This is a genomic window from Avibacterium sp. 20-126 (genome assembly GCF_044358625.1).
In the GTDB taxonomy this organism is placed as follows: Bacteria; Pseudomonadota; Gammaproteobacteria; order Enterobacterales; family Pasteurellaceae; genus Avibacterium.
Genome location: NZ_CP091457.1, coordinates 1495286 through 1513183, shown reverse-complemented (window position 1 = coordinate 1513183; position 17898 = coordinate 1495286). Strand labels below are relative to the sequence as shown.

The window sequence follows — 17898 nt, the reverse complement described above, 5'->3', positions numbered from 1 at the left end:
TTGTTTTAATTGTAAGCAATTTAACTTGCCGTAAAACTTATGATTTTTCCACCGCACTTTTCTTTTTCGCTGCGCTTGCATTTTTTGTCGTCATTTGTTGTCGAGATACTGCACTAAGCTGCCGTAACGCATCGAAATTGGTATAACTGAGCAGGGCAGGTAGGGATTGTACCAATTCGTGCATAAATTGGTGATAATTCAATTCTTTTTGGCTAATGCTGTTGAGCTGGGCTTCCCAATGTGCAGTCATATCGGGCAGCGTGGCAATATCAGGTAACGCTTGGATTAAAATTCTCCCTGTTTCGCTACTGTGAATATGACGCCCTTTTTTATAGATAAAACCGCGTTTAAATAGCAACTCAATGATGCCTGCGCGAGTGGCTTCTGTGCCTAAGCCATCTGTTTCGCGTAGGATTTTTTTTAAGGCTTTGTCTTGTACAAAACGTGCGATCCCTGTCATTGCTGAAAGTAGGGTTGCATCAGAAAATGGTTTCGGTGGCTGGGTTTTCTTGCTGAGAATTTCCCCTTTTTCACAGAATAATTCTTGCCCTTTTTTTACTTCAGGAAGCAAGGGTTCGGCGTTATTTTGCTCGTCATTTTCTTTACCCCAAAGTTCTTTCCAGCCAGCCACTTGTAGATTACTGGCTTGGGCGATAAATTTTCCCCCTGCTATATTTAAGGTGATTTTGCAGCGACGATATTCCGCATCAATACAGAATTGGGCTAAATATTGACGAGCGATAAGCTGATAAATATTTCGTTCTGTTTGTGTGAGATTAACGGGGGTATTTTTTGCCGTTGGGATAATGGCGTGGTGTGCTTCCACTTTTTTATCATTCCAGCAACGATTTCTCTGTTCAGGATTAATGATACTGGGTAATGATTGATAATCGGGGGCTTGTGCGGAAATCGCATTCATCACCTTGTGACGATCAGCAAAATGCTCTGTGGGTAAATAACGGCAATCTGAACGTGGATAGGTGATCAAGCGGTGCATTTCATATAAACGTTGGCAGGTATCCAACACCTCTTGGGCGGAAAGTCCATAGCGTTTTGCGGCATCAATTTGCAAGGCAGAAAGGGAATAAGGCAAGGGAGCGGCTTCCTTTTCGCGTTTGTCTTGATAATCCGTCACCATTGCAGGTTGTCCTGTGATACGTTTCACGACATTTTCTGCTAAGGCTCGTGAGAGTACGCGTCCGTCTTCATCTTGATAATCTTCACAGGCTTTGCTTGGTTGCCAAAGTGCGGTGAATTTTTGCGCGATTTCTTCCGTTGTTTGCACGAAAGCTTGTACTTCAAAATAATCTTTTGGTTGGAAGTTTTCAATTTCCAGATCACGGCGAACGATTAACCCCAATACTGGGGTTTGCACACGACCCACAGAAAGCACACCGCGATAGCCCATATTTTGCCCATGTTTCGTATAGGAACGCGTCATATTAATGCCATAAAGCCAATCGGCTCTAGCGCGGGCGAGGGCAGATGTTGCAAGGGGAATAAAGTGTTGATTAGATTGTAATTTTTTTACTGCTTTTTGCACAGCACTTGGGTTTAAATCACTAATTAAGCAACGTTGGATTTGAGCTTTTTTTTCGGCAGAAAGATTGGCATAGCTAAACACTTCATCGACTAAAAGCTGCCCTTCACGATCAGGGTCGCCGGCATTGATCAGTTCATCAGCTTGATGAATGAGCTTGATTACGGTATCCAATTGTTTTTTCACCGCTTTGCGTGGAATAAGCAACCATTTTTGCGGCACGATGGGTAAATCTTCCAAGCGCCACATTTTGAATTTGGGATCGTAAGCCTCCGGTTCAGCTTGCTCTAATAAATGGCCAACGCACCAAGTTACGCAATCATTTTCGCCACAACGAATAAAACCATCACCACGCTGATGGGGTTTGGGTAACACATCGGCAATGGCACGTGCAAGGCTAGGTTTTTCGGCTATAAATAATCGCATAGGGACAACATCAATCAGCTAAAACAAAGCTTGGCATTCTAACACAGATTTCATTATTCCCAATTTATTAATTTTTCGTTAGAATGTTGCGACTTATTAACACTGAGGATAAAAATTATGTTTGGAAAAGGTGGCTTAGGCAACTTAATGAAACAAGCCCAACAAATGCAAGATCGTATGCAAAAAATGCAAGAAGAAATTGCACAGTTGGAAGTAACGGGTGAATCTGGCGCTGGCTTGGTAAAAATTACGGTAAATGGTGCGCATAACTGTCGCCGTATTGAAATCGATCCTTCTTTAATGGAAGACGATAAAGAAATGCTCGAAGATCTGATTGCAGCCGCGTTTAATGATGCTGTTCGTCGTGCAGAAGAATTGCAAAAAGAAAAAATGGCATCGGTTACCGCAGGAATGTCATTACCGCCCGGCTTTAAAATGCCGTTCTAAATTTTCCTAATTTTGCACCGCACTTCATTTTTTCTTAAAAATCAAAGTGCGGTGTGTTTTTTTATTTATTTTAGGCAAAACAATGCAAACAAGCCCATTATTAGAAAATCTTATTGATGCACTGCGCTGTTTACCCGGAGTAGGACCGAAATCGGCACAACGTATGGCATATCATTTACTGCAACGGGATCGCAACGGTGGAATGGAGCTAGCGCGTGCTTTAACCGCCGCAATGTCGCAAATTGGGCATTGCGAACAATGCAGAACCTTTACTGAAGAAGATGTGTGTACCATTTGTCATAATCCACGTCGTCAAAACACTGGTTTGCTTTGTGTGGTGGAGCAACCTTCAGATATTCAAGCCATTGAACAAACGGGGCAATTCTCAGGGCGTTATTTCGTCTTAATGGGGCATCTTTCTCCTTTAGACGGTATCGGGCCAAAAGAAATCGGTTTAGACTTGCTTAATAGACGGTTGCAAAATGAAACCTTTAAGGAGGTGATTCTCGCCACCAATCCAACGGTGGAAGGTGAGGCAACCGCCAATTATATCGCAGAACTTTGTATGCAATACAATATCAAAGTCACCCGTATTGCGCACGGTATCCCAGTGGGCGGAGAGTTAGAAACGGTGGATAGTAACACGCTTGGACATTCTTTTTCTGGGCGCAGAGAAATTGAGTATTAAATAAGAGAAAATTTAGGGGGAATTAGAAGAAATGGTGCGACTAGCTGGACTCGAACCAGTGACCCCCACCATGTCAAGGTGGTGCTCTAACCAACTGAGCTATAGTCGCACTGAAATTTGGTGCGTATCTTAGCGACTTTTGCCGTGTAACACAAGGGCATTTTTCATATTGTATGATTAATTGCCATAAATTTAATCAATGGCTTAGCGTTTTTTGCTGTTTTTCGCGTAGGCGATCTCGATCTTGCTGGGTTTTAGGCGTATAATAGCCCGCAATTTTTAGTTTGTATTTTGAAGAACAATGGAGTAAGTAATGTCTAGAAGACTAAGAAGAACCAAAATTGTATGTACTATGGGGCCTTCTACAGACCGTGGTAATAATTTAGAAAAAATTATTGCGGCGGGTGCTAATGTAGTGAGAATGAACTTTTCTCACGGTACGCCTGAAGATCACATTGGGCGTGCGCAACGTGTGCGTGAAATTGCACAAAAATTAGGTAAAACTGTGGCGATTTTAGGGGATTTACAAGGGCCTAAAATTCGTGTTTCTACTTTTAAAGATGGCAAAATTTTCTTAAATGTGGGTGATAAATTTGTTTTAGACGCAGAATTACCAAAAGGTGAAGGGGATCAAGAAGCTGTTGGTTTAGATTATAAAACCTTACCACAAGACGTTGTTCCGGGTGATATTTTATTATTAGACGATGGTCGTGTTCAGTTAAAAGTATTATCAACTGAAGGCGCAAAAGTCTTCACTGAAGTGACTGTCGGCGGGCCTCTTTCAAATAATAAAGGGATTAATAAATTAGGTGGTGGGTTATCTGCCGATGCCTTAACGGAAAAAGACAAAGCAGATATTATTACTGCAGCGCGTATTGGGGTGGATTACTTAGCCGTGTCTTTCCCTCGTTCAAGTGCTGATTTGAACTATGCACGTCAATTAGCGGAAGAAGCCGGTCTTAAAGCGAAAATTGTGGCAAAAGTAGAACGTGCGGAAACCGTAATGAGTGATGAAGCGATGGACGATATTATTCTTGCTTCTGATGTGATTATGGTTGCCCGTGGTGACTTAGGCGTTGAAATTGGCGATCCTGAATTAGTGGGCGTACAGAAAAAATTAATCCGTCGTTCTCGTCAATTAAATCGCGTGGTGATTACCGCAACGCAAATGATGGAATCAATGATCAGCAACCCAATGCCAACCCGTGCGGAAGTAATGGACGTAGCCAATGCAGTATTGGACGGTACAGACGCAGTAATGCTTTCTGCTGAAACCGCTGCGGGGCAATATCCTGCTGAAACCGTGGCAGCAATGGCGAAAGTGTGTTTAGGGGCAGAAAAAATGCCTAGCGTAAACGTTTCACGCCACCGTGTTGATCGCACTTTTGATACGATTGAAGAAGCGGTTGCGATGTCAGCAATGTTTGCTGCGAACCATATGAAAGGGGTTGCCGCAATTATTGCAATGACAAACAGCGGACATACAGCGAAATTAATGTCTCGCATTAGTTCTGGCTTACCAATTTTTGCCTTATCTCGTAACCAAGAAACATTAAATCTTTGTGCATTATATCGTGGTGTTGTACCTGTTCATTTCGATCAAGAAAGCCGTACCATTGAAGGATTGAAAGCGGCGATGCAATTATTGAAAGATAAAGGCTACTTAGTAACGGGTGATCTTGTGTTATTAACTCAAGGTGATCTTCTAACCTCTGGTGGAACAAACACTTGTCGCACATTAGTGGTTGAATAATCTGATTTTTTAAACAGAACTTAAACCTAGATTAAAAAGTTACCTAACAAAAATAGGTAACTTTTTTTATTTGATGCCTATCAACTTTAATTGTCATAGCATTTCCTGAATTTTTACTGTGCTTGCTATAATGATGGCATTTAACCTTATCGGGAGAAAGTATAATGAGTGTAATCAGTAAAGAACAAGTATTAGAAAGATTTCGTTTTCGTGCCGCAACACGTTATTACGATCCAAATAAAAAAGTGAGTCGTGAGGATTTTGATTATATTTTAGAGCTTGCTCGTTTATCACCAAGTTCAGTGGGATCAGAGCCTTGGCATTTCGTCGTGATTCAAAATCCAGAATTACGTGAAAAGCTTAAACCAGTGAGCTGGGGAATGGCAACTCAGCTTGATGAAGCGAGTTATGTGGTGGCGATTTTAGCAAAGAAAAATGCGCGTTACGATTCAGAGTATTTGCATAATGCCTTAATTAAGCGTGGATTAACGCCAGAACAAATGGAAAAAGCGAAAGAAAAATACCGTACTTTTCAACAAAATGATATGAACGTGCTGGAAAGCGAACGGGCATTATTCGATTGGACAAGTAAGCAAACTTATATCGCATTAGCAAATATGATGACGGGCGCGGCATTTATTGGTGTGGATAGCTGTCCAATAGAAGGCTTTAATTACGAAGCGGTGAATCAAATTTTAGCTCAGTCAGGCGCGTTTGATCCAGTGGAGTGGGGCGTTTCTGTGATCGTTACCTTTGGTTATCGGGCGAAAGAGATTAAAGCGAAATCAAGAAAACCGATGGAAGAATTGGTCACTTGGCTGGAATAAATTGTTAAAAAAAACACCGCACTTTATTTTTTTCTTCGATGAATATTTAGGGCGAACCTTATTGGGTATGTGAATAATGTAATGGTCTAAAATTCCCAAACCCTGCAAAACTTTGTGAAATAGCTTGAGAATATCCCAGTTCTCTGCATAATTTGCCTAGTTTTGCTAGCGATTTTGTCTCTTTTTAGTCGCATTATTCAAATAGAAATCCCCCTAGAAGCTAATGGCATAGATAAACTAAAGTGCGGTGGTTTTTTTATGATTTTTTATATGATGAACGCAATGGATATTAGCTTCTGTCTTGTTTTATCAATCCAGCTCAACCAACGAACTGTCGTTCCAGAGTTCTTCTAAATATTCCATTAAACGTTCCTTTTCGTCTTTATTTTTGATACCTGTTATCTCCACGCCTGCCGCACTGGAAAAACGGATACGAACGTGAATATCTTCAAATTTCTCTGCGATCTTTCGAGGCAGTACGTCTTGCAGCTTAGCAATGATTTTTAATTGGTATTCTTGGCGTTTTGTGTCGCTTTCTTTCATAAAACGAATGTCTAACTGCTTCATTATATGCTTCCTATTTTATTTGTCCTAAACAGTAAAAATGAGAAAATTTGCACCGCACTTTTCGTTTCAATGAGTTAAGCGGCAAATCGCATTTGCTTTTTAGGTTTTATTTGATGAATGGTATTTGTAATTACGCCAATAATGGGTAAGGCAGACCATTTTTCACATTTTATGCTTTTCATTTTGGCATCCAGCGGTAGAAAGATAAATGCTTTATCTTCATAAGCAACAAACTCATATATACAGAATTGATGATTTTGTTCCATTACCACTAAATCCCCAATGCTAAGATGATCATTTTGTTCCACCACGAGCATATCGCCCATTTCAATTCCCCACGCCAGCATATTTGGGTTTGTTACCTGAATAAAGCAGGTTTTTTGGGGGTGTTTAATGCAATAAAGATTTAAATCAAGTTTTCTATTAAAGGTGGAATTGAAAGATTTACTATCAGTTAAAAATGGCATTGGCTGATAGGAGAACGGGGTTTGTTGGTTGAGGTAATTCATCTTGATGCTCCGCTTATCATTAAACTCACTGGGTTTTTATACAGTGAAAATGATACTGTTTTTTTATACAGCTCGTCAATACTGTATAAAAATTTTTTTCACATTTTGTGTTACTACGCAAGATTTAGGGCAAAAAGGAGAAAATAATGAATTTTATTTAATTTAGGGGGAAATATTTCTATATTTATGTAAATAATATACGTTAATTTACGATTTTATATTTTCTTTAGTAAAAAATTAGGCTATCTTTACAAGGGCTATGGGGGATCTAATTTTAGATCTAAATTTTAACTCGTTGCTGACCCATTTATTCGGTTCAGCTTAAACACAACATCGTAAATTATTATGAATACATCTCGTTTATATTCTTTGTTTTTTCACGGAAGTTTAGTGAAAAGAATTTCTATCGGTTTAGTGCTAGGCTTACTTTTGGCGATTATTGCACCAAGCTTACAATCAATGCTCGGCTTTAATCTTGCTGAAAAAGCGGGTTTTTTAGGTAAAGTATTTGTGCGCTCATTGCGTGCGGTTGCACCAATTCTTGTCTTTTTATTGGTTATTTCAGCCATTGCGAATAAAAAAATTGGTGCGCAAAGCAATATGAAAGCCGTGGTGATTTTATATTTGTTAGGTACTTTCCTTGCGGCATTAACTGCGGTGTTATTTAGCTTTGCTTTTCCAACAGAAATTGCATTGCAAACACAAGAAAATTCTTTATCACCACCAAGTGAAGTTTCTCAAGTGTTAGGAACCTTAGTGTTAAATGTGGTGGATAATCCAATCAATGCACTGTTTAATGCAAACTTTATTGGGATTCTTTCTTGGGCGATTGGTTTAGGTTTAGTGTTACGCCACGCATCAGATACCACTAAAAATGTGATGAATGATCTGTCTGAAGGGGTATCAAAAATCGTTCACTTCATCATTAGTTTTGCCCCAATTGGGGTGTTCGGTTTAGTGGCTGAAACCCTTGCGGATAAAGGCTTAGGCGCATTATTTGATTATGTGCGTTTATTATGCGTATTAATTGGTGCAATGCTATTTACTGCTTTCGTCGTAAACCCAATTTTAGTGTATTGGAAAACTCGCCATAATCCATATCCATTGATCTGGACTTGTGTGCGTGAAAGTGGTTTAACTGCGTTCTTCACGCGTAGCTCAGCGGCAAATATTCCTGTAAATATGGAGTTAGCAAAACGCTTAAACTTAAATGAAGATACTTATTCTGTTTCTATTCCACTAGGGGCAAGTATCAATATGGCAGGTGCGGCAATCACAATTACGGTATTAACCTTAGCTGCTGTGCATACCTTAGGTGTGGAAGTATCTTTCCCTACCGCATTATTATTAAGTGTGGTATCAAGCGTGTGTGCTTGTGGTGCATCGGGCGTTGCGGGTGGTTCATTATTATTAATTCCATTAGCTTGTAGCTTGTTTGGTATCTCAAATGATATTGCTGCGCAGGTTATCGGCGTAGGCTTTATCATTGGCGTATTACAAGATTCTGCAGAGACCGCGTTGAATTCATCTACTGACGTAGTATTTACGGCGGCGGTGTGTATCTCTGAAGAGGAAGCACAAAAAGGTTAATCTTTTTGTTAAAGATGAAAAGATGTTAAATAAGAAAGAGCGGATTAAATTTCCGCTTTTTTTATAGGTGGCTAGTATGATTACGATTCAAAATGCAAGATTTCAACTTGCTCATCATCAACGCTTAAAAATAGATGAATTATCCATTCAGCCCAATGCCTATTGGAGCGTCGTGGGCAGCAATGGCAGTGGTAAAAGCGCACTTGCATTGGCGTTAGAAGGCAAACTGCCTTTGCTTGAGGGGAAAATGGAAAATCGGTTTCAAACTGTTTGTTCCCTCTCTTTTGAAAAACAGCAAAAAATTGTCAGTGAAACCTTTAAAGATCGCAATAATGATGGCGTAAGCCCTGATGATTTTGGTAAAACTGCCAAACAAACCATTTTGGCAGAAAACGCAGATCTTGCTTTATTTGAAGAATATAGTTCGCTGTTAAAAATTACCGCACTTTTAGATCGCCCATTTATTCAACTTTCTACTGGAGAAAGTCGTAAAGTGTTGCTATGCCAAGCCTTAGTACAACAGCCTGATTTGCTCATTTTAGATGAACCTTTTGAAGGATTGGATCAACAATCGGTTAAAGAATGGAAAGTGTTGCTCGCACAGTTACAAGCAAAAATCGCGATTTTGCTAAACCCACCCAACATAACCATCACACATAAACCAACATAAATGGGAAGAAATTAGACTAAGTGGGAAGAAATGAGAAAGGCGGAATGAAATAGCATTACACATAGAGAAAAAGAAAACCCTGCGACTTTTTACGGTCACTGGGTTTGTTTTTAGGACTGAGCGAACATATCAAACTGCCTTTTCGCAATTTCTTCTTTTTGCACGCGTTTAACGATTTTGTAGATCCATTGCAAAGATAAACCATACTTCTTGGCAAGATAGGCGTGATTATTGCCCGTGAACTCGTTGAAAATCTGCTTCTCACGCTCACAGGCGAAAAGCGACATTGATTTCGGCACATACACATTCAAACCACCCCAGTTGTAGCCCGTTTTCAACGCCACAATCATTCCGATGTTTTCTGCCGTTTCCTCGTCCATTTCGGGATAACATTCACGCACCGCCATCACCGTATATTTCGCCAGATCTGCCAATAAATCGGGAGCTTTGGTTTGAAAGTCATCATTGTCAAATTTGGCGATATTCATACTATTTACCTACACGTTTTTTCCATTGTTTCAGCTGTTCAATAATGGCGGCGGTTTGTTCGTGGTTCAGCCTACGCCAATCGGTAACATCGGCATAATAACGCCCAACAAAGGCGTTCAAGGCTTGGTTCGAACTCTCGTCAGCTACCGCTTTCCACACAGACCATAATTTTCGCTGAATGGCGGAAAGCGTAGGCTCATCACGCGGTAGCCTAATTTTTGCCCCATAACCTTGCAGTATTTTGACTAATTTCACGAGATCTGAATAGCTTATATTTTTTGCAGAATTTTGGTAGAATTGTTGAGATAATAGACTTCGGTAAGTTTCATCGTCCATCTTCAACTGATTTTTCCCAATATGCACTAGCTGTAATAATCGTTTTCTCATCATCCCCCCATAATGGTTCATTTTCGGGTCTCCCAATACAAAAAAACCGCCCGAAGGCGGTTTAGTGATTCTTAAAAAGTAATGCCAAGTTTCATCAAAATCCCCTTCGCATTGCGCACATACACTTTTGTATGTTCCAGCTGATTTTTATCCAAGGATTTTTCCGCCTGTTCCAGCTGAATAATCGCTTGGCGAAGCTGCATTTTTAAGGTTTCAAGTGTAGAAATCACTGCGTTTTCTCCCGTTTGCCTTGCCACTTCTTACAGTAGTTTTTTCGTATGTAACACCATTCTCGTTGCGTAAATGTCAGTGCCAATTTTTCAGCGTCCGCCCACATTTGAGTGGCTCTGGCATAATTGCCCGAACGTTCCACTTCCGCAGCGGTTTCTGCTGCTTTGTGATAGGCTTCTTCTAGCACACTACGCTCGACTCTCGGTCTTTGGCTCATTTTCGCACCTCTTCATCATTGGGCTTGATTACAAACTCTTCCACGCCCTCGCGAATGGTTACACCCGAAATTGAGCGTGCAATATCAGGCTCGGCAAGCATGGCTTCTTTATTTAGCTCTTCTTTGGTGCGAATAAAGCGGAACAGCCCCAAATTGCGTAGGCTTTCCAAAATGCCATCAATCCCTTTGGCAACCACCGCAGGCGGTTTGGCACGCCATTGCACTTCGCCTGTGGTAAAGTACGCCGTCTTCTGCTTGCCACCGTTGGTCAGTTCCAAACGGCGACTTTCACAATACGCCTGTACTGCTTTTTGTAACGGCTTCACCTGTTCCTTAAGTGCTGTCAGTTGAGCTGTATATTTTTCATCAACCGCGGCTTTCTCGTCTGCTTGCAGGGTGGAAAGTCGCACCTGCTCTCGTTCCAAATCACCAATTTGCTTAATTGCCAACGCCACTTCATCTTGCGTTTGCAGGGCGATTTCTTGGACTTCACTTTTTACTCGGGTTGCTCGTTTAGCCATTGTTTAATTCCTTACTAATTGTTAATGTGATTTTTCCGCATTTCTTGCCTAACACAGCTTCCAGCACAGTTTCATTGCTATTTACTGAACCATTAAAATGCGTGATACCACCAAATAATGCTTGTGTAATGCCATCTCGGTCATCTATGAGTGCTTTCGCTAAGGCTTTACAGCAAATCAGGAAATTTTCAGGATCTTTACGAGTAATAGGTTTCATTTTAGCCATTGTTTGTTACTCCTTTTTTGCAAGTATAAGGATAAAAATCCGCGTTAATTTTGGGGGTAAGGTTGCCGTTAGGTGAGCGGAGATACACCACGCCATCAATACAAAGCTCGGCGTAACTCCAAGTGTGCTTTTGCACCATTCCATCATCACAGCCCGCCAACAAAAGTGCGGTAAAAATTAAGGTCGTTTTTCTCATACAGCCCCCTAAACCTGCATCACCACATCGCCATTCACTTTCGGCACACCTAAACTTTCTGCTAAGTTCATCGCCGCCGTCAGCAAATTATTTACCGCAAGCGGATAAAGCAGGCTCTGCGTGGTTTTGTTTCGCCCCACCGCTGTTAAGCGTTGTCGCACCGCCAAAAACGCGTCTTCTTCAAAAATGTCGCTGAGCTTTTTGCCGACTTTCGCCAAGCGAAATGCCACATAGTTTTCTAACTCTGCATCAAGTGGGGAAAGCTCCACCACTTCACAGCGTTGCACCACTTCACGCACTTCCGTATTGCGTTCAGACAGTTTCAGCTTCAATTCAGGCTGACCAATCAACACAATCGAAATCAGCTTTTTGAAACCGTCTTCCAACTCAAAAAAGCGTTTCAAGTGCTTCAAGGTTGGAATCGGCAACGAGTGGGCTTCTTCAATAATTAGCACATTGGAATAGCCCGACTTACAGCTCTCTTTCAACACTTGATGCAACTGGCGAAAGCGTGCTTCAGGCGAACGCTTCACGTTTTGTAGCGGTGCAAGGGTGGAAATAATCGCTTCGGCAATATGTGCCGCTTTCAGCGTTTTGCCCTTGATGTCGTTGTCTTCCATCGCGATGATGTATGGTTCAATCACCGCAATCGGCGCATTTTCGGCACGAATACGGTCAATCAAATCACGGCGCAAGGTCGATTTGCCAGCACCGCTTTCGCCGACCACCGCCATAAAGCCCCCGTGCTTCGCGGTTTGATAGAGCGACTCCCGCACATAACGAATGTCGCTAGTGGCAAAAACTTCATCAGCCGAACGAATATCGGTGGAAAAAGGGTCAATCGGCAATAAAAAATGTTTCTTAGTGGCTGGAAATAAAGCCTGTTTTGCGAGTAACATAATCTCGTCCTTAATTTCTTGTTTGGTTTTAAGGGCGGAAGCGGCAGGCTCGGTCGCCAAACTTTCCCCTGTCGCTTCCTGTCTCAATAGCGTTGCAAGCGGTTGGTTTATCCCAATTTTTTGCAAAGCCGCTATTAAACTCTTCTCAAATGCCGCCCAATCCCGCACCCGTTGATCGTGATTGACCAACTGGGAAATGGTCGCAGGCGACACATTCATCATCTGTGCCAACTGTCGCAGGCTCACGCCCTTATCAATCAGCACCTGTTTTAGTTTCAGCATAAAATGCTCCGTTCATCATAATCCTTACCTTTACGCGTAGAGTGGGCTTTAGCCCACCATTTAGGCCGCCAACAACCGCAAATTTGAGCGTGTTGGCGAAGGTTGAACAAACTCCGCCTTGAACTCATCAAAGCCCAAGCCCAACAATCGTTCGGCTTCCACCTGCGGCACACCTTGCGGATATTTGCCATTCACCCATTGATAGCACTCGCCATTCCACAACTCGCCCCAGCGAGCTTTGCCGTTTTTAGCAAATTCCACCGCCGACATTGGTTTTTGCTCCACCCGACGGGCATTGGTGGTGAGCTCGTGTTCTTGTCCATTTTTCGGTAAGAACCACATAAGCTGGTTTTCATCAAGATGTTTGTAAGGGTCAATTTCGCCATTAAATAACGGTACATTGGCTTTTTTCGCCCGCTTCAACTCATCTTCGGTTGCCACACCGTACGCCAGTTGCTCCACCTGCTCTTTGTTGGTTTCAAAGGCAGTTTTGCGATGGGCTTTGTATTCTTCGCCGATGACTGCCGCGTCCACTCTAAAGCCCAGCTCGTTGATTTCGACTGGCTCCAGCACTACCCAGTAAGGCTTCAGCATCACTTTACCCGTTTCATCAAGCAAATGTTCAAAACATTGCACTTGCACACATTCAGGGCGGTAAGGGTTTTTGCCCACCGTGATTTTCTCTCCCACTCGAACATCAGGCACATCACGCACATCATAACGGCGGTTCTCAAAGCTGATTTCCAACTTATCGGTAACCAATCGCTCGCTTAATGCGGTGATCATCAATTCCTGACAAATCTCACGGCTAGGGGGCAAAATCAAATCTTTGGTATGGATTTTCAGCCACGCGCCATAGCGTGTCATACCGTGTCGGCTATGAATGGCTTTGCCGTTGAAATACCGCATCCAACGGTGAGCCAGTTGATTAAGCTCAGCCAGCCCACTCACATTCATAAACCGCAGCCCGCTTTCAAATTGCCGTTCTACAATATCATTGCCTTTCTCCACTTGCCCTTTGGCTCGGGCGTTGTGGGCTTTCGGCACTTCAATTTTCACGTCCAACTGGTTCAGCAAGTGCGTGAACATTTGCGATGTATTGGCAGAACCACGGTCGAACATCAAAATTTTCGGCACACCAAAAAATGGCTCGGTAGGGTTCTCTTTCTTCTGAATGGCGTTGATAAAGGTTTCCGAAATGTTCTCCGCCGTTTCGCCACCATACACATATTCCACATAAATCACCCCGCTCGCGTGGTCTGTGATCACATATCGCCACACCCGTTGCGGTTCCACTTTTGCCACATTCGCAGGCTTGTTTTTGTAGAATTGTTCCGCTTCCATTACGCATAGCCCATTGCCTTTGCCTGTTTCTTTCAAGTAATACAGCACACACAAAGACGGGTCGATTTGCCACACGTGGTTCGGGTGTCGGCTTTGCAACTGCACCACAGGAGCGGGGCGTAACAGTTGGTCGGGGTGCAAATTGGCGTTGCGTAACGCCCGCTCCACCGAACTTGCCGAATAAGGGCGAACTTCGCCTGTTTTCTCGTCCACAAACTCCGCTTTCACTTTGTTGTTGGCGCGTAATATGTCCAAAATCCGCTCCAGCGTTGCCATCGTTTTGCCGTTTTTCCGCCGTAGGTGTAACCACGCCGCACTAATCAATTTCAGCTCGTTCGCATTCATTTGATGTTTCCCCTTATCCGACCGCACTTTGCGACCGCTTGCCGGTCGAAACGGTTTAAGCTGCCGAAGAAAAGTCGCACGGCTTAAGCCTGTTTTTGTGCAACCTTCTTCAATAATTTTTTCCTTCTCGCCAAAGCCTGCCTTCTCCACACGCTCGGCATATTGGGCGAGAACGCTCGGTAGTATTGCCATTGCATTTCCTTAACCCACCACTTCAGCATCTTGAATGTGGGCATCTTGCTCAATCTCGTCCAAAATGCTCGTTACACTTTCATCTAACTTGCCGTCAGGCTGATAATCTTCTCGCGCCCACTCAGGCAAGGCTTCACCGCTTGGCGTATCGTCTAAGCCAAAGCGTTCTTTCAGCTCCGACAAAATCAACTGATACTCCGCCAGCACCCCACTCATAAACTGCTTATGATCAATACCTGTTTCAGCTTGATGAGCCCCTAATGCCTCAAACGCCTGAAACACCTGCCCACGCAAAATAGCTTCCGCCTTGTAAGAAATCGCGGTTGCTTCTTCTCGCAATGCACTGCCACGTTGGTCGGGCGTTTGGGTTTCAATCAACAAACTTTTCTTCGCCAACTCCTTATCCAGTTTGTTTAAACGTTCGTCCTTATTAGCAATCACTTTCGCCTGCGCGTCATAGTTCGCTTTCACGCTTTCCAACTGTTTGGTAAGGCTTTCTTTCTCCTTAGCGTGCTTCACGCTCAATTCTTCGATTTTCTCAATCAGATCTTCCTTATCCGTCGCCTCCGAATAATCCGCATCGACAATCTCCGAACGGGCTTCCTCAGGCAGTTGGCGAAGTTTACGCATTTCACGGTAGCCTAAGCCCAGGCGTTGGGAGGTTTCGAGGAAGTCTTCGCCAAAAGTTGAAAGGTTTAAAATATCCATATCAATTTTTTCACGGCTATAACCTAAAGCGTTGCAAAAATCTTCCCACTTGGTAACGTGTAACCAATTTCCTTTGGTGTCTTGAATATCTAAGTCTTTGTATTTCTTAGTTTCTTTAAATTCAGCTAAAACTTTTATATGGGAAACGGTTACCAGTTTTCTTGTGAAATCGCTCATTTTTACCATTCCCAGCATTTCATAGGCTTGAGCTTTATCCTGCGTCATTGCCTTACTTGCCAACACCACCGCATCTTGTTGTTCACTTAATCTTAAATCTGTCATCGCTTACTCCTAAAAACCACCCGTCATCACCCGATGACGCACTTCATTAAATCGTTCGTTTACCGCCTGCATATCCTGCTCATAACACACCGCAAGGTTCAGCAGGGCAAAACTGAGCGTCCAGTTGCCTGTGGGCAATTTCCGCAAAAATCCCTCACTTTCCAACACCGCCGTCGCACGGGTGATATTTACAGGCGTTTCATCAATCGCCTCGCACAAATCTTTATTGCTCAAACCGTCCAACGTTCGCCCTTTCAGGGCTTTTAAAATCCGCAACGCACGCTGCGTACCATTAATTTTCTCTTTCATTTTGCCCGCTCCATTTTGATAAAGTGCGGTTGTTTTTCCGCGTGTTTTTGTTGCTCAAGAGCAACCGCGTTTTTGTAACCTTTACTATTCCAGTACTTTTTCAAATACCATAAACAGAATTTTTCTAACATTTTCATTGGTTTTTTCTCCCTGTGGTATCCTATTGGCTCTCTCAACTGCCAAAAGGAAACCCTATGACAAATATTAAATTACCGATAACACGTCTTTCTGATTTAGAAACGAGAATGACGCAATTTGAACAACAGCTAAGATCTCTCAATGGGAAGTGCGACGCTCAGCGTCACGTGATCGATTACTTATTGAAATTGCTGCCATATAAAAAGAAGCTGGAAATTTTCCACGAATTGAAAAGTCAGTCGGATTTTTATAGAGATCATCCAGAACGTCTTGATATAGAACTGGGTCGTCCAACAGCTTACGCTCAACTGCTTCACGAGCTTTACGTCGCTCTTGAATATCATCTTCATCGATTAAATCGTTAATATCTTTTACGATTTCCTTCAAAGCCGCTTTCATACGCGGCTTTTTCAATAAATAAATTACGAATTTTTCAATCATTTTCTTTCTCCTATAAATAAATAGTGGACTTTCGTCCGTTAAAGAGCGGTCGATTTTTCGCTGTTTTTTCTAAATTGTTAAAGAGCAGGTTGCGTGTATTTAAGCCGCCGCTTGGTGGTCAGGGTCAGGCTTTAAGCCCAACAACACCGCCGTTTTATGGGATTGCCCCCACGTGCCTTTCAGCTGTCCACGAAGTAAATCAGAAATCGCTTGCTGATCCACACCAAAGTGCCTTGCCCATTCGCTACGGTTAATCCCGTGTCGTAAAAAATAGGCCCTTGCACTTTCTCGTGTTTGCGGATAGGGCAAGGGGTGAAATATTTTATTGGTCATTTCTTCTCCTTGTTGTTTTGTGGTAAATTATGGCAATCAATTTTTATTTGCTTGGGAGCGTAAAATGGAAAATCAAATTGCCGAATTAAAAAACGAAATTGAATACTTAAAAGATCAACTTACAGCCCATCAGCTGGTATTGGCACTTTTACTTCGCCCTGCCCAAACAGGGAATATCAAAGACGATCTACAGAATTTGGTTAATAAGCTCGCTTTGACCGCTGTTCCACAATCCGAGCAAGCAAAGCTTCAAATTCATTTAGAGAGATTGATAGACCTTGCCGAATTTCAGACTCCGAAGGTTGATGAGCAATCTCCCGAATAACCTTTGCCACCTGTGGCTTTTTCAAAAAATAAATCAATAAACGGCTGAACATAAACATCTCCTTCTTTCTGTTGATTTATGGTTCGGTTGTTGTTGATGTGGTAAATTATATTCATTTGGGAACATTTAATCAAGGAATATATTCAAATGGAACTAAAAGACAGATTGAGAGCTTCTTTTGATGCTAAGTCATTGAAAATTGTGCAGGTTTCAGAAATTACAGGGATCTCATACAGCACATTGCAGAACTATTTGAGAGGAGTTAGAGAACCGAATGTTGAAAATTTAAGCAAGTTATCTATTCATTTGAATATAAATCTGAGCTGGCTCTTAACAGGACAAGGAGAAATGTTTATCGGCGGAAGTTCAACCAATCACTTAACCCAACAAGAACAAGCCCTGCTCGAAGACTATCGCGAAAGCAACGAGCAAGGTAAGGAAGCCATTGAAAAAACCGCAAGTGCTTTGGCGGCGAAAATCAAACCGCAGCACGGTTCTCGCACCACGATGAATATCGGCAACGTAGAACAACAAAACAACATCGAACACCTTGAAGGTGGTATTCATTTTAAGAAAGGGAAATAAATGAATTTTCACATTCACAACGTTGAGCAGCTTAATAACATCAACCAAGCCCACTTTCACCAAGCCGAAAAAGCAATAGATAAAAACAGCCCGCACATTGTCATTTGTCCACAATGTGGCGGAGCAAGTTATCGCTTCAATGAATACTGCTACAACGGCAAATGCACCTTTGGGATTAAGCAGTATTTTGACTATCAAGAATGGTACGAAAAAGAACAACACCGCAAAGCCTTATTGCAAAAGAAAAGCCAAAGATTGGGGATATTCACACTCGTGGCGTTTTTAACCAGTTTGTTTGGACTGTATTTAGGCTGCCTGCACCCTGTGGGTTATTTAGTGTTTTTTGTCGCAGGTTATTTGGCGTTGGTCTTTAACAACGCTGGGCAGCAAGTGGGAAAAGAGATTACAAAGATTGAAACTGAGGAATGAAA

General features: G+C 42.4%; 26 protein-coding genes and 1 tRNA gene. 9 read left to right on the top strand and 18 right to left on the bottom strand.

All coding sequences use genetic code 11. The features are described from left to right. Window positions 1-37 precede the first annotated feature (37 nt). The gene (locus L4F91_RS07025) at window positions 38-1966 is read right to left on the bottom strand and encodes a DNA topoisomerase III (RefSeq protein ID WP_395895646.1); all 1929 of its coding nucleotides are present in this window, start codon (window positions 1964-1966) and stop codon (window positions 38-40) included. 117 nt (window positions 1967-2083) lie between these two features. Here L4F91_RS07025 and L4F91_RS07020 point away from each other — a divergent pair, with 117 nt between their 5' ends. Together L4F91_RS07020 and recR are read left to right on the top strand one after the other, a co-directional pair. After that, window positions 2084-2413 carry a YbaB/EbfC family nucleoid-associated protein gene (locus L4F91_RS07020; RefSeq protein ID WP_103853095.1) on the top strand — a complete coding sequence of 110 codons (330 nt, stop codon included), beginning with the start codon at window positions 2084-2086 and terminating at the stop codon, window positions 2411-2413. Window positions 2414-2495: 82 nt separating this feature from the next. Then, window positions 2496-3101, top strand: coding sequence for a recombination mediator RecR (gene recR / locus L4F91_RS07015; protein ID WP_395895644.1), 606 nt, complete (start codon window positions 2496-2498; stop codon window positions 3099-3101). 32 nt (window positions 3102-3133) lie between these two features. Here recR and L4F91_RS07010 read toward each other — a convergent pair. Then, window positions 3134-3210 (bottom strand) — tRNA-Val (locus L4F91_RS07010). A 204-nt stretch (window positions 3211-3414) separates the two neighbouring features. Between L4F91_RS07010 and pyk the strand changes: the two genes are divergently transcribed. Together pyk and L4F91_RS07000 are read left to right on the top strand one after the other, a co-directional pair. Further along, entirely contained in the window at window positions 3415-4854 is a 1440-nt protein-coding gene (pyk, locus tag L4F91_RS07005; protein WP_250349784.1) for a pyruvate kinase, read from the top strand. Window positions 4855-5018: 164 nt separating this feature from the next. After that, window positions 5019-5681: an NAD(P)H-dependent oxidoreductase gene (locus L4F91_RS07000; RefSeq protein WP_265762736.1), complete on the top strand. Its 663-nt coding sequence runs from the start codon at window positions 5019-5021 to the stop codon at window positions 5679-5681. Between the two features lie 309 nt (window positions 5682-5990). Here L4F91_RS07000 and L4F91_RS06995 read toward each other — a convergent pair whose 3' ends face one another. Both L4F91_RS06995 and L4F91_RS06990 read right to left on the bottom strand, forming a co-directional pair. After that, the gene (locus L4F91_RS06995; RefSeq protein WP_250349786.1) at window positions 5991-6248 is read right to left on the bottom strand and encodes a DinI-like family protein; all 258 of its coding nucleotides are present in this window, start codon (window positions 6246-6248) and stop codon (window positions 5991-5993) included. Between the two features lie 74 nt (window positions 6249-6322). Further along, window positions 6323-6757 carry a LexA family transcriptional regulator gene (locus L4F91_RS06990; protein ID WP_265762737.1) on the bottom strand — a complete coding sequence of 145 codons (435 nt, stop codon included), beginning with the start codon at window positions 6755-6757 and terminating at the stop codon, window positions 6323-6325. 345 nt (window positions 6758-7102) lie between these two features. On the opposite strand from L4F91_RS06990, the gene sstT reads away from it, so the two are divergent. Both sstT and L4F91_RS06980 read left to right on the top strand, forming a co-directional pair. Then, window positions 7103-8347 (top strand): serine/threonine transporter SstT, encoded by a 1245-nt coding sequence (sstT, locus tag L4F91_RS06985; RefSeq protein ID WP_250363356.1) that lies wholly within the window; start codon window positions 7103-7105, stop codon window positions 8345-8347. Window positions 8348-8423: 76 nt separating this feature from the next. Further along, window positions 8424-9017: an ATP-binding cassette domain-containing protein gene (locus tag L4F91_RS06980; protein WP_395895640.1), complete on the top strand. Its 594-nt coding sequence runs from the start codon at window positions 8424-8426 to the stop codon at window positions 9015-9017. Window positions 9018-9127: 110 nt separating this feature from the next. Here the strand turns inward: L4F91_RS06980 and L4F91_RS06975 are convergent, their stop codons facing one another. The 14 genes from L4F91_RS06975 to L4F91_RS06910 all read right to left on the bottom strand — a co-directional run bounded on the left by L4F91_RS06975 (window position 9128) and on the right by L4F91_RS06910 (window position 16557). After that, window positions 9128-9505 (bottom strand): Mor transcription activator family protein, encoded by a 378-nt coding sequence (locus tag L4F91_RS06975; protein WP_395895638.1) that lies wholly within the window; start codon window positions 9503-9505, stop codon window positions 9128-9130. A 1-nt stretch (window position 9506) separates the two neighbouring features. Continuing rightward, window positions 9507-9893, bottom strand: coding sequence for a regulatory protein GemA (locus L4F91_RS06970; RefSeq protein WP_395897854.1), 387 nt, complete (start codon window positions 9891-9893; stop codon window positions 9507-9509). Between the two features lie 71 nt (window positions 9894-9964). After that, on the bottom strand, window positions 9965-10123 hold the full coding sequence (locus tag L4F91_RS06965; RefSeq protein WP_395895636.1) for a hypothetical protein: 159 nt from the start codon (window positions 10121-10123) through the stop codon (window positions 9965-9967). Further along, the gene (locus L4F91_RS06960; RefSeq protein WP_395895634.1) at window positions 10120-10341 is read right to left on the bottom strand and encodes an ANR family transcriptional regulator; all 222 of its coding nucleotides are present in this window, start codon (window positions 10339-10341) and stop codon (window positions 10120-10122) included. Before L4F91_RS06960 ends, L4F91_RS06965 begins: the two co-directional genes overlap by 4 nt. Continuing rightward, on the bottom strand, window positions 10338-10862 hold the full coding sequence (locus L4F91_RS06955; protein WP_395895632.1) for a host-nuclease inhibitor Gam family protein: 525 nt from the start codon (window positions 10860-10862) through the stop codon (window positions 10338-10340). Before L4F91_RS06955 ends, L4F91_RS06960 begins: the two co-directional genes overlap by 4 nt. After that, window positions 10855-11088: a hypothetical protein gene (locus L4F91_RS06950; protein WP_395895630.1), complete on the bottom strand. Its 234-nt coding sequence runs from the start codon at window positions 11086-11088 to the stop codon at window positions 10855-10857. Before L4F91_RS06950 ends, L4F91_RS06955 begins: the two co-directional genes overlap by 8 nt. Then, window positions 11081-11284 (bottom strand): hypothetical protein, encoded by a 204-nt coding sequence (locus tag L4F91_RS06945; RefSeq protein WP_115249182.1) that lies wholly within the window; start codon window positions 11282-11284, stop codon window positions 11081-11083. Before L4F91_RS06945 ends, L4F91_RS06950 begins: the two co-directional genes overlap by 8 nt. Before the next feature lie 8 nt (window positions 11285-11292). Beyond that, complete coding sequence (locus tag L4F91_RS06940) at window positions 11293-12465, bottom strand: AAA family ATPase (protein WP_395895628.1); 1173 nt, start codon at window positions 12463-12465, stop codon at window positions 11293-11295. Between the two features lie 60 nt (window positions 12466-12525). After that, window positions 12526-14346: a transposase gene (locus L4F91_RS06935; protein WP_395895626.1), complete on the bottom strand. Its 1821-nt coding sequence runs from the start codon at window positions 14344-14346 to the stop codon at window positions 12526-12528. Between the two features lie 9 nt (window positions 14347-14355). Next, a complete protein-coding gene (locus L4F91_RS06930) occupies window positions 14356-15336 on the bottom strand; it encodes a hypothetical protein (protein WP_395895624.1) in 981 nt (326 codons plus the stop codon). Between the two features lie 9 nt (window positions 15337-15345). Continuing rightward, window positions 15346-15645, bottom strand: coding sequence for a helix-turn-helix domain-containing protein (locus L4F91_RS06925; protein ID WP_395895622.1), 300 nt, complete (start codon window positions 15643-15645; stop codon window positions 15346-15348). Then, window positions 15642-15782: a hypothetical protein gene (locus L4F91_RS06920; protein WP_395895620.1), complete on the bottom strand. Its 141-nt coding sequence runs from the start codon at window positions 15780-15782 to the stop codon at window positions 15642-15644. The genes L4F91_RS06925 and L4F91_RS06920 overlap by 4 nt, the downstream gene beginning before the upstream one ends. Before the next feature lie 139 nt (window positions 15783-15921). After that, window positions 15922-16224 carry a hypothetical protein gene (locus L4F91_RS06915; protein WP_395895618.1) on the bottom strand — a complete coding sequence of 101 codons (303 nt, stop codon included), beginning with the start codon at window positions 16222-16224 and terminating at the stop codon, window positions 15922-15924. 99 nt (window positions 16225-16323) lie between these two features. After that, complete coding sequence (locus L4F91_RS06910; protein WP_285096575.1) at window positions 16324-16557, bottom strand: DNA-binding protein; 234 nt, start codon at window positions 16555-16557, stop codon at window positions 16324-16326. 64 nt (window positions 16558-16621) lie between these two features. On the opposite strand from L4F91_RS06910, the gene L4F91_RS06905 reads away from it, so the two are divergent. The 3 genes from L4F91_RS06905 to L4F91_RS06895 all read left to right on the top strand — a co-directional run bounded on the left by L4F91_RS06905 (window position 16622) and on the right by L4F91_RS06895 (window position 17896). Further along, window positions 16622-16882, top strand: a complete 261-nt coding sequence (locus L4F91_RS06905; RefSeq protein WP_395895616.1) for a hypothetical protein — start codon at window positions 16622-16624, stop codon at window positions 16880-16882. 147 nt (window positions 16883-17029) lie between these two features. Continuing rightward, window positions 17030-17467 (top strand): helix-turn-helix domain-containing protein, encoded by a 438-nt coding sequence (locus L4F91_RS06900; RefSeq protein WP_395895614.1) that lies wholly within the window; start codon window positions 17030-17032, stop codon window positions 17465-17467. Beyond that, the gene (locus L4F91_RS06895) at window positions 17468-17896 is read left to right on the top strand and encodes a hypothetical protein (protein WP_395895612.1); all 429 of its coding nucleotides are present in this window, start codon (window positions 17468-17470) and stop codon (window positions 17894-17896) included. Window positions 17897-17898 lie beyond the last annotated feature (2 nt).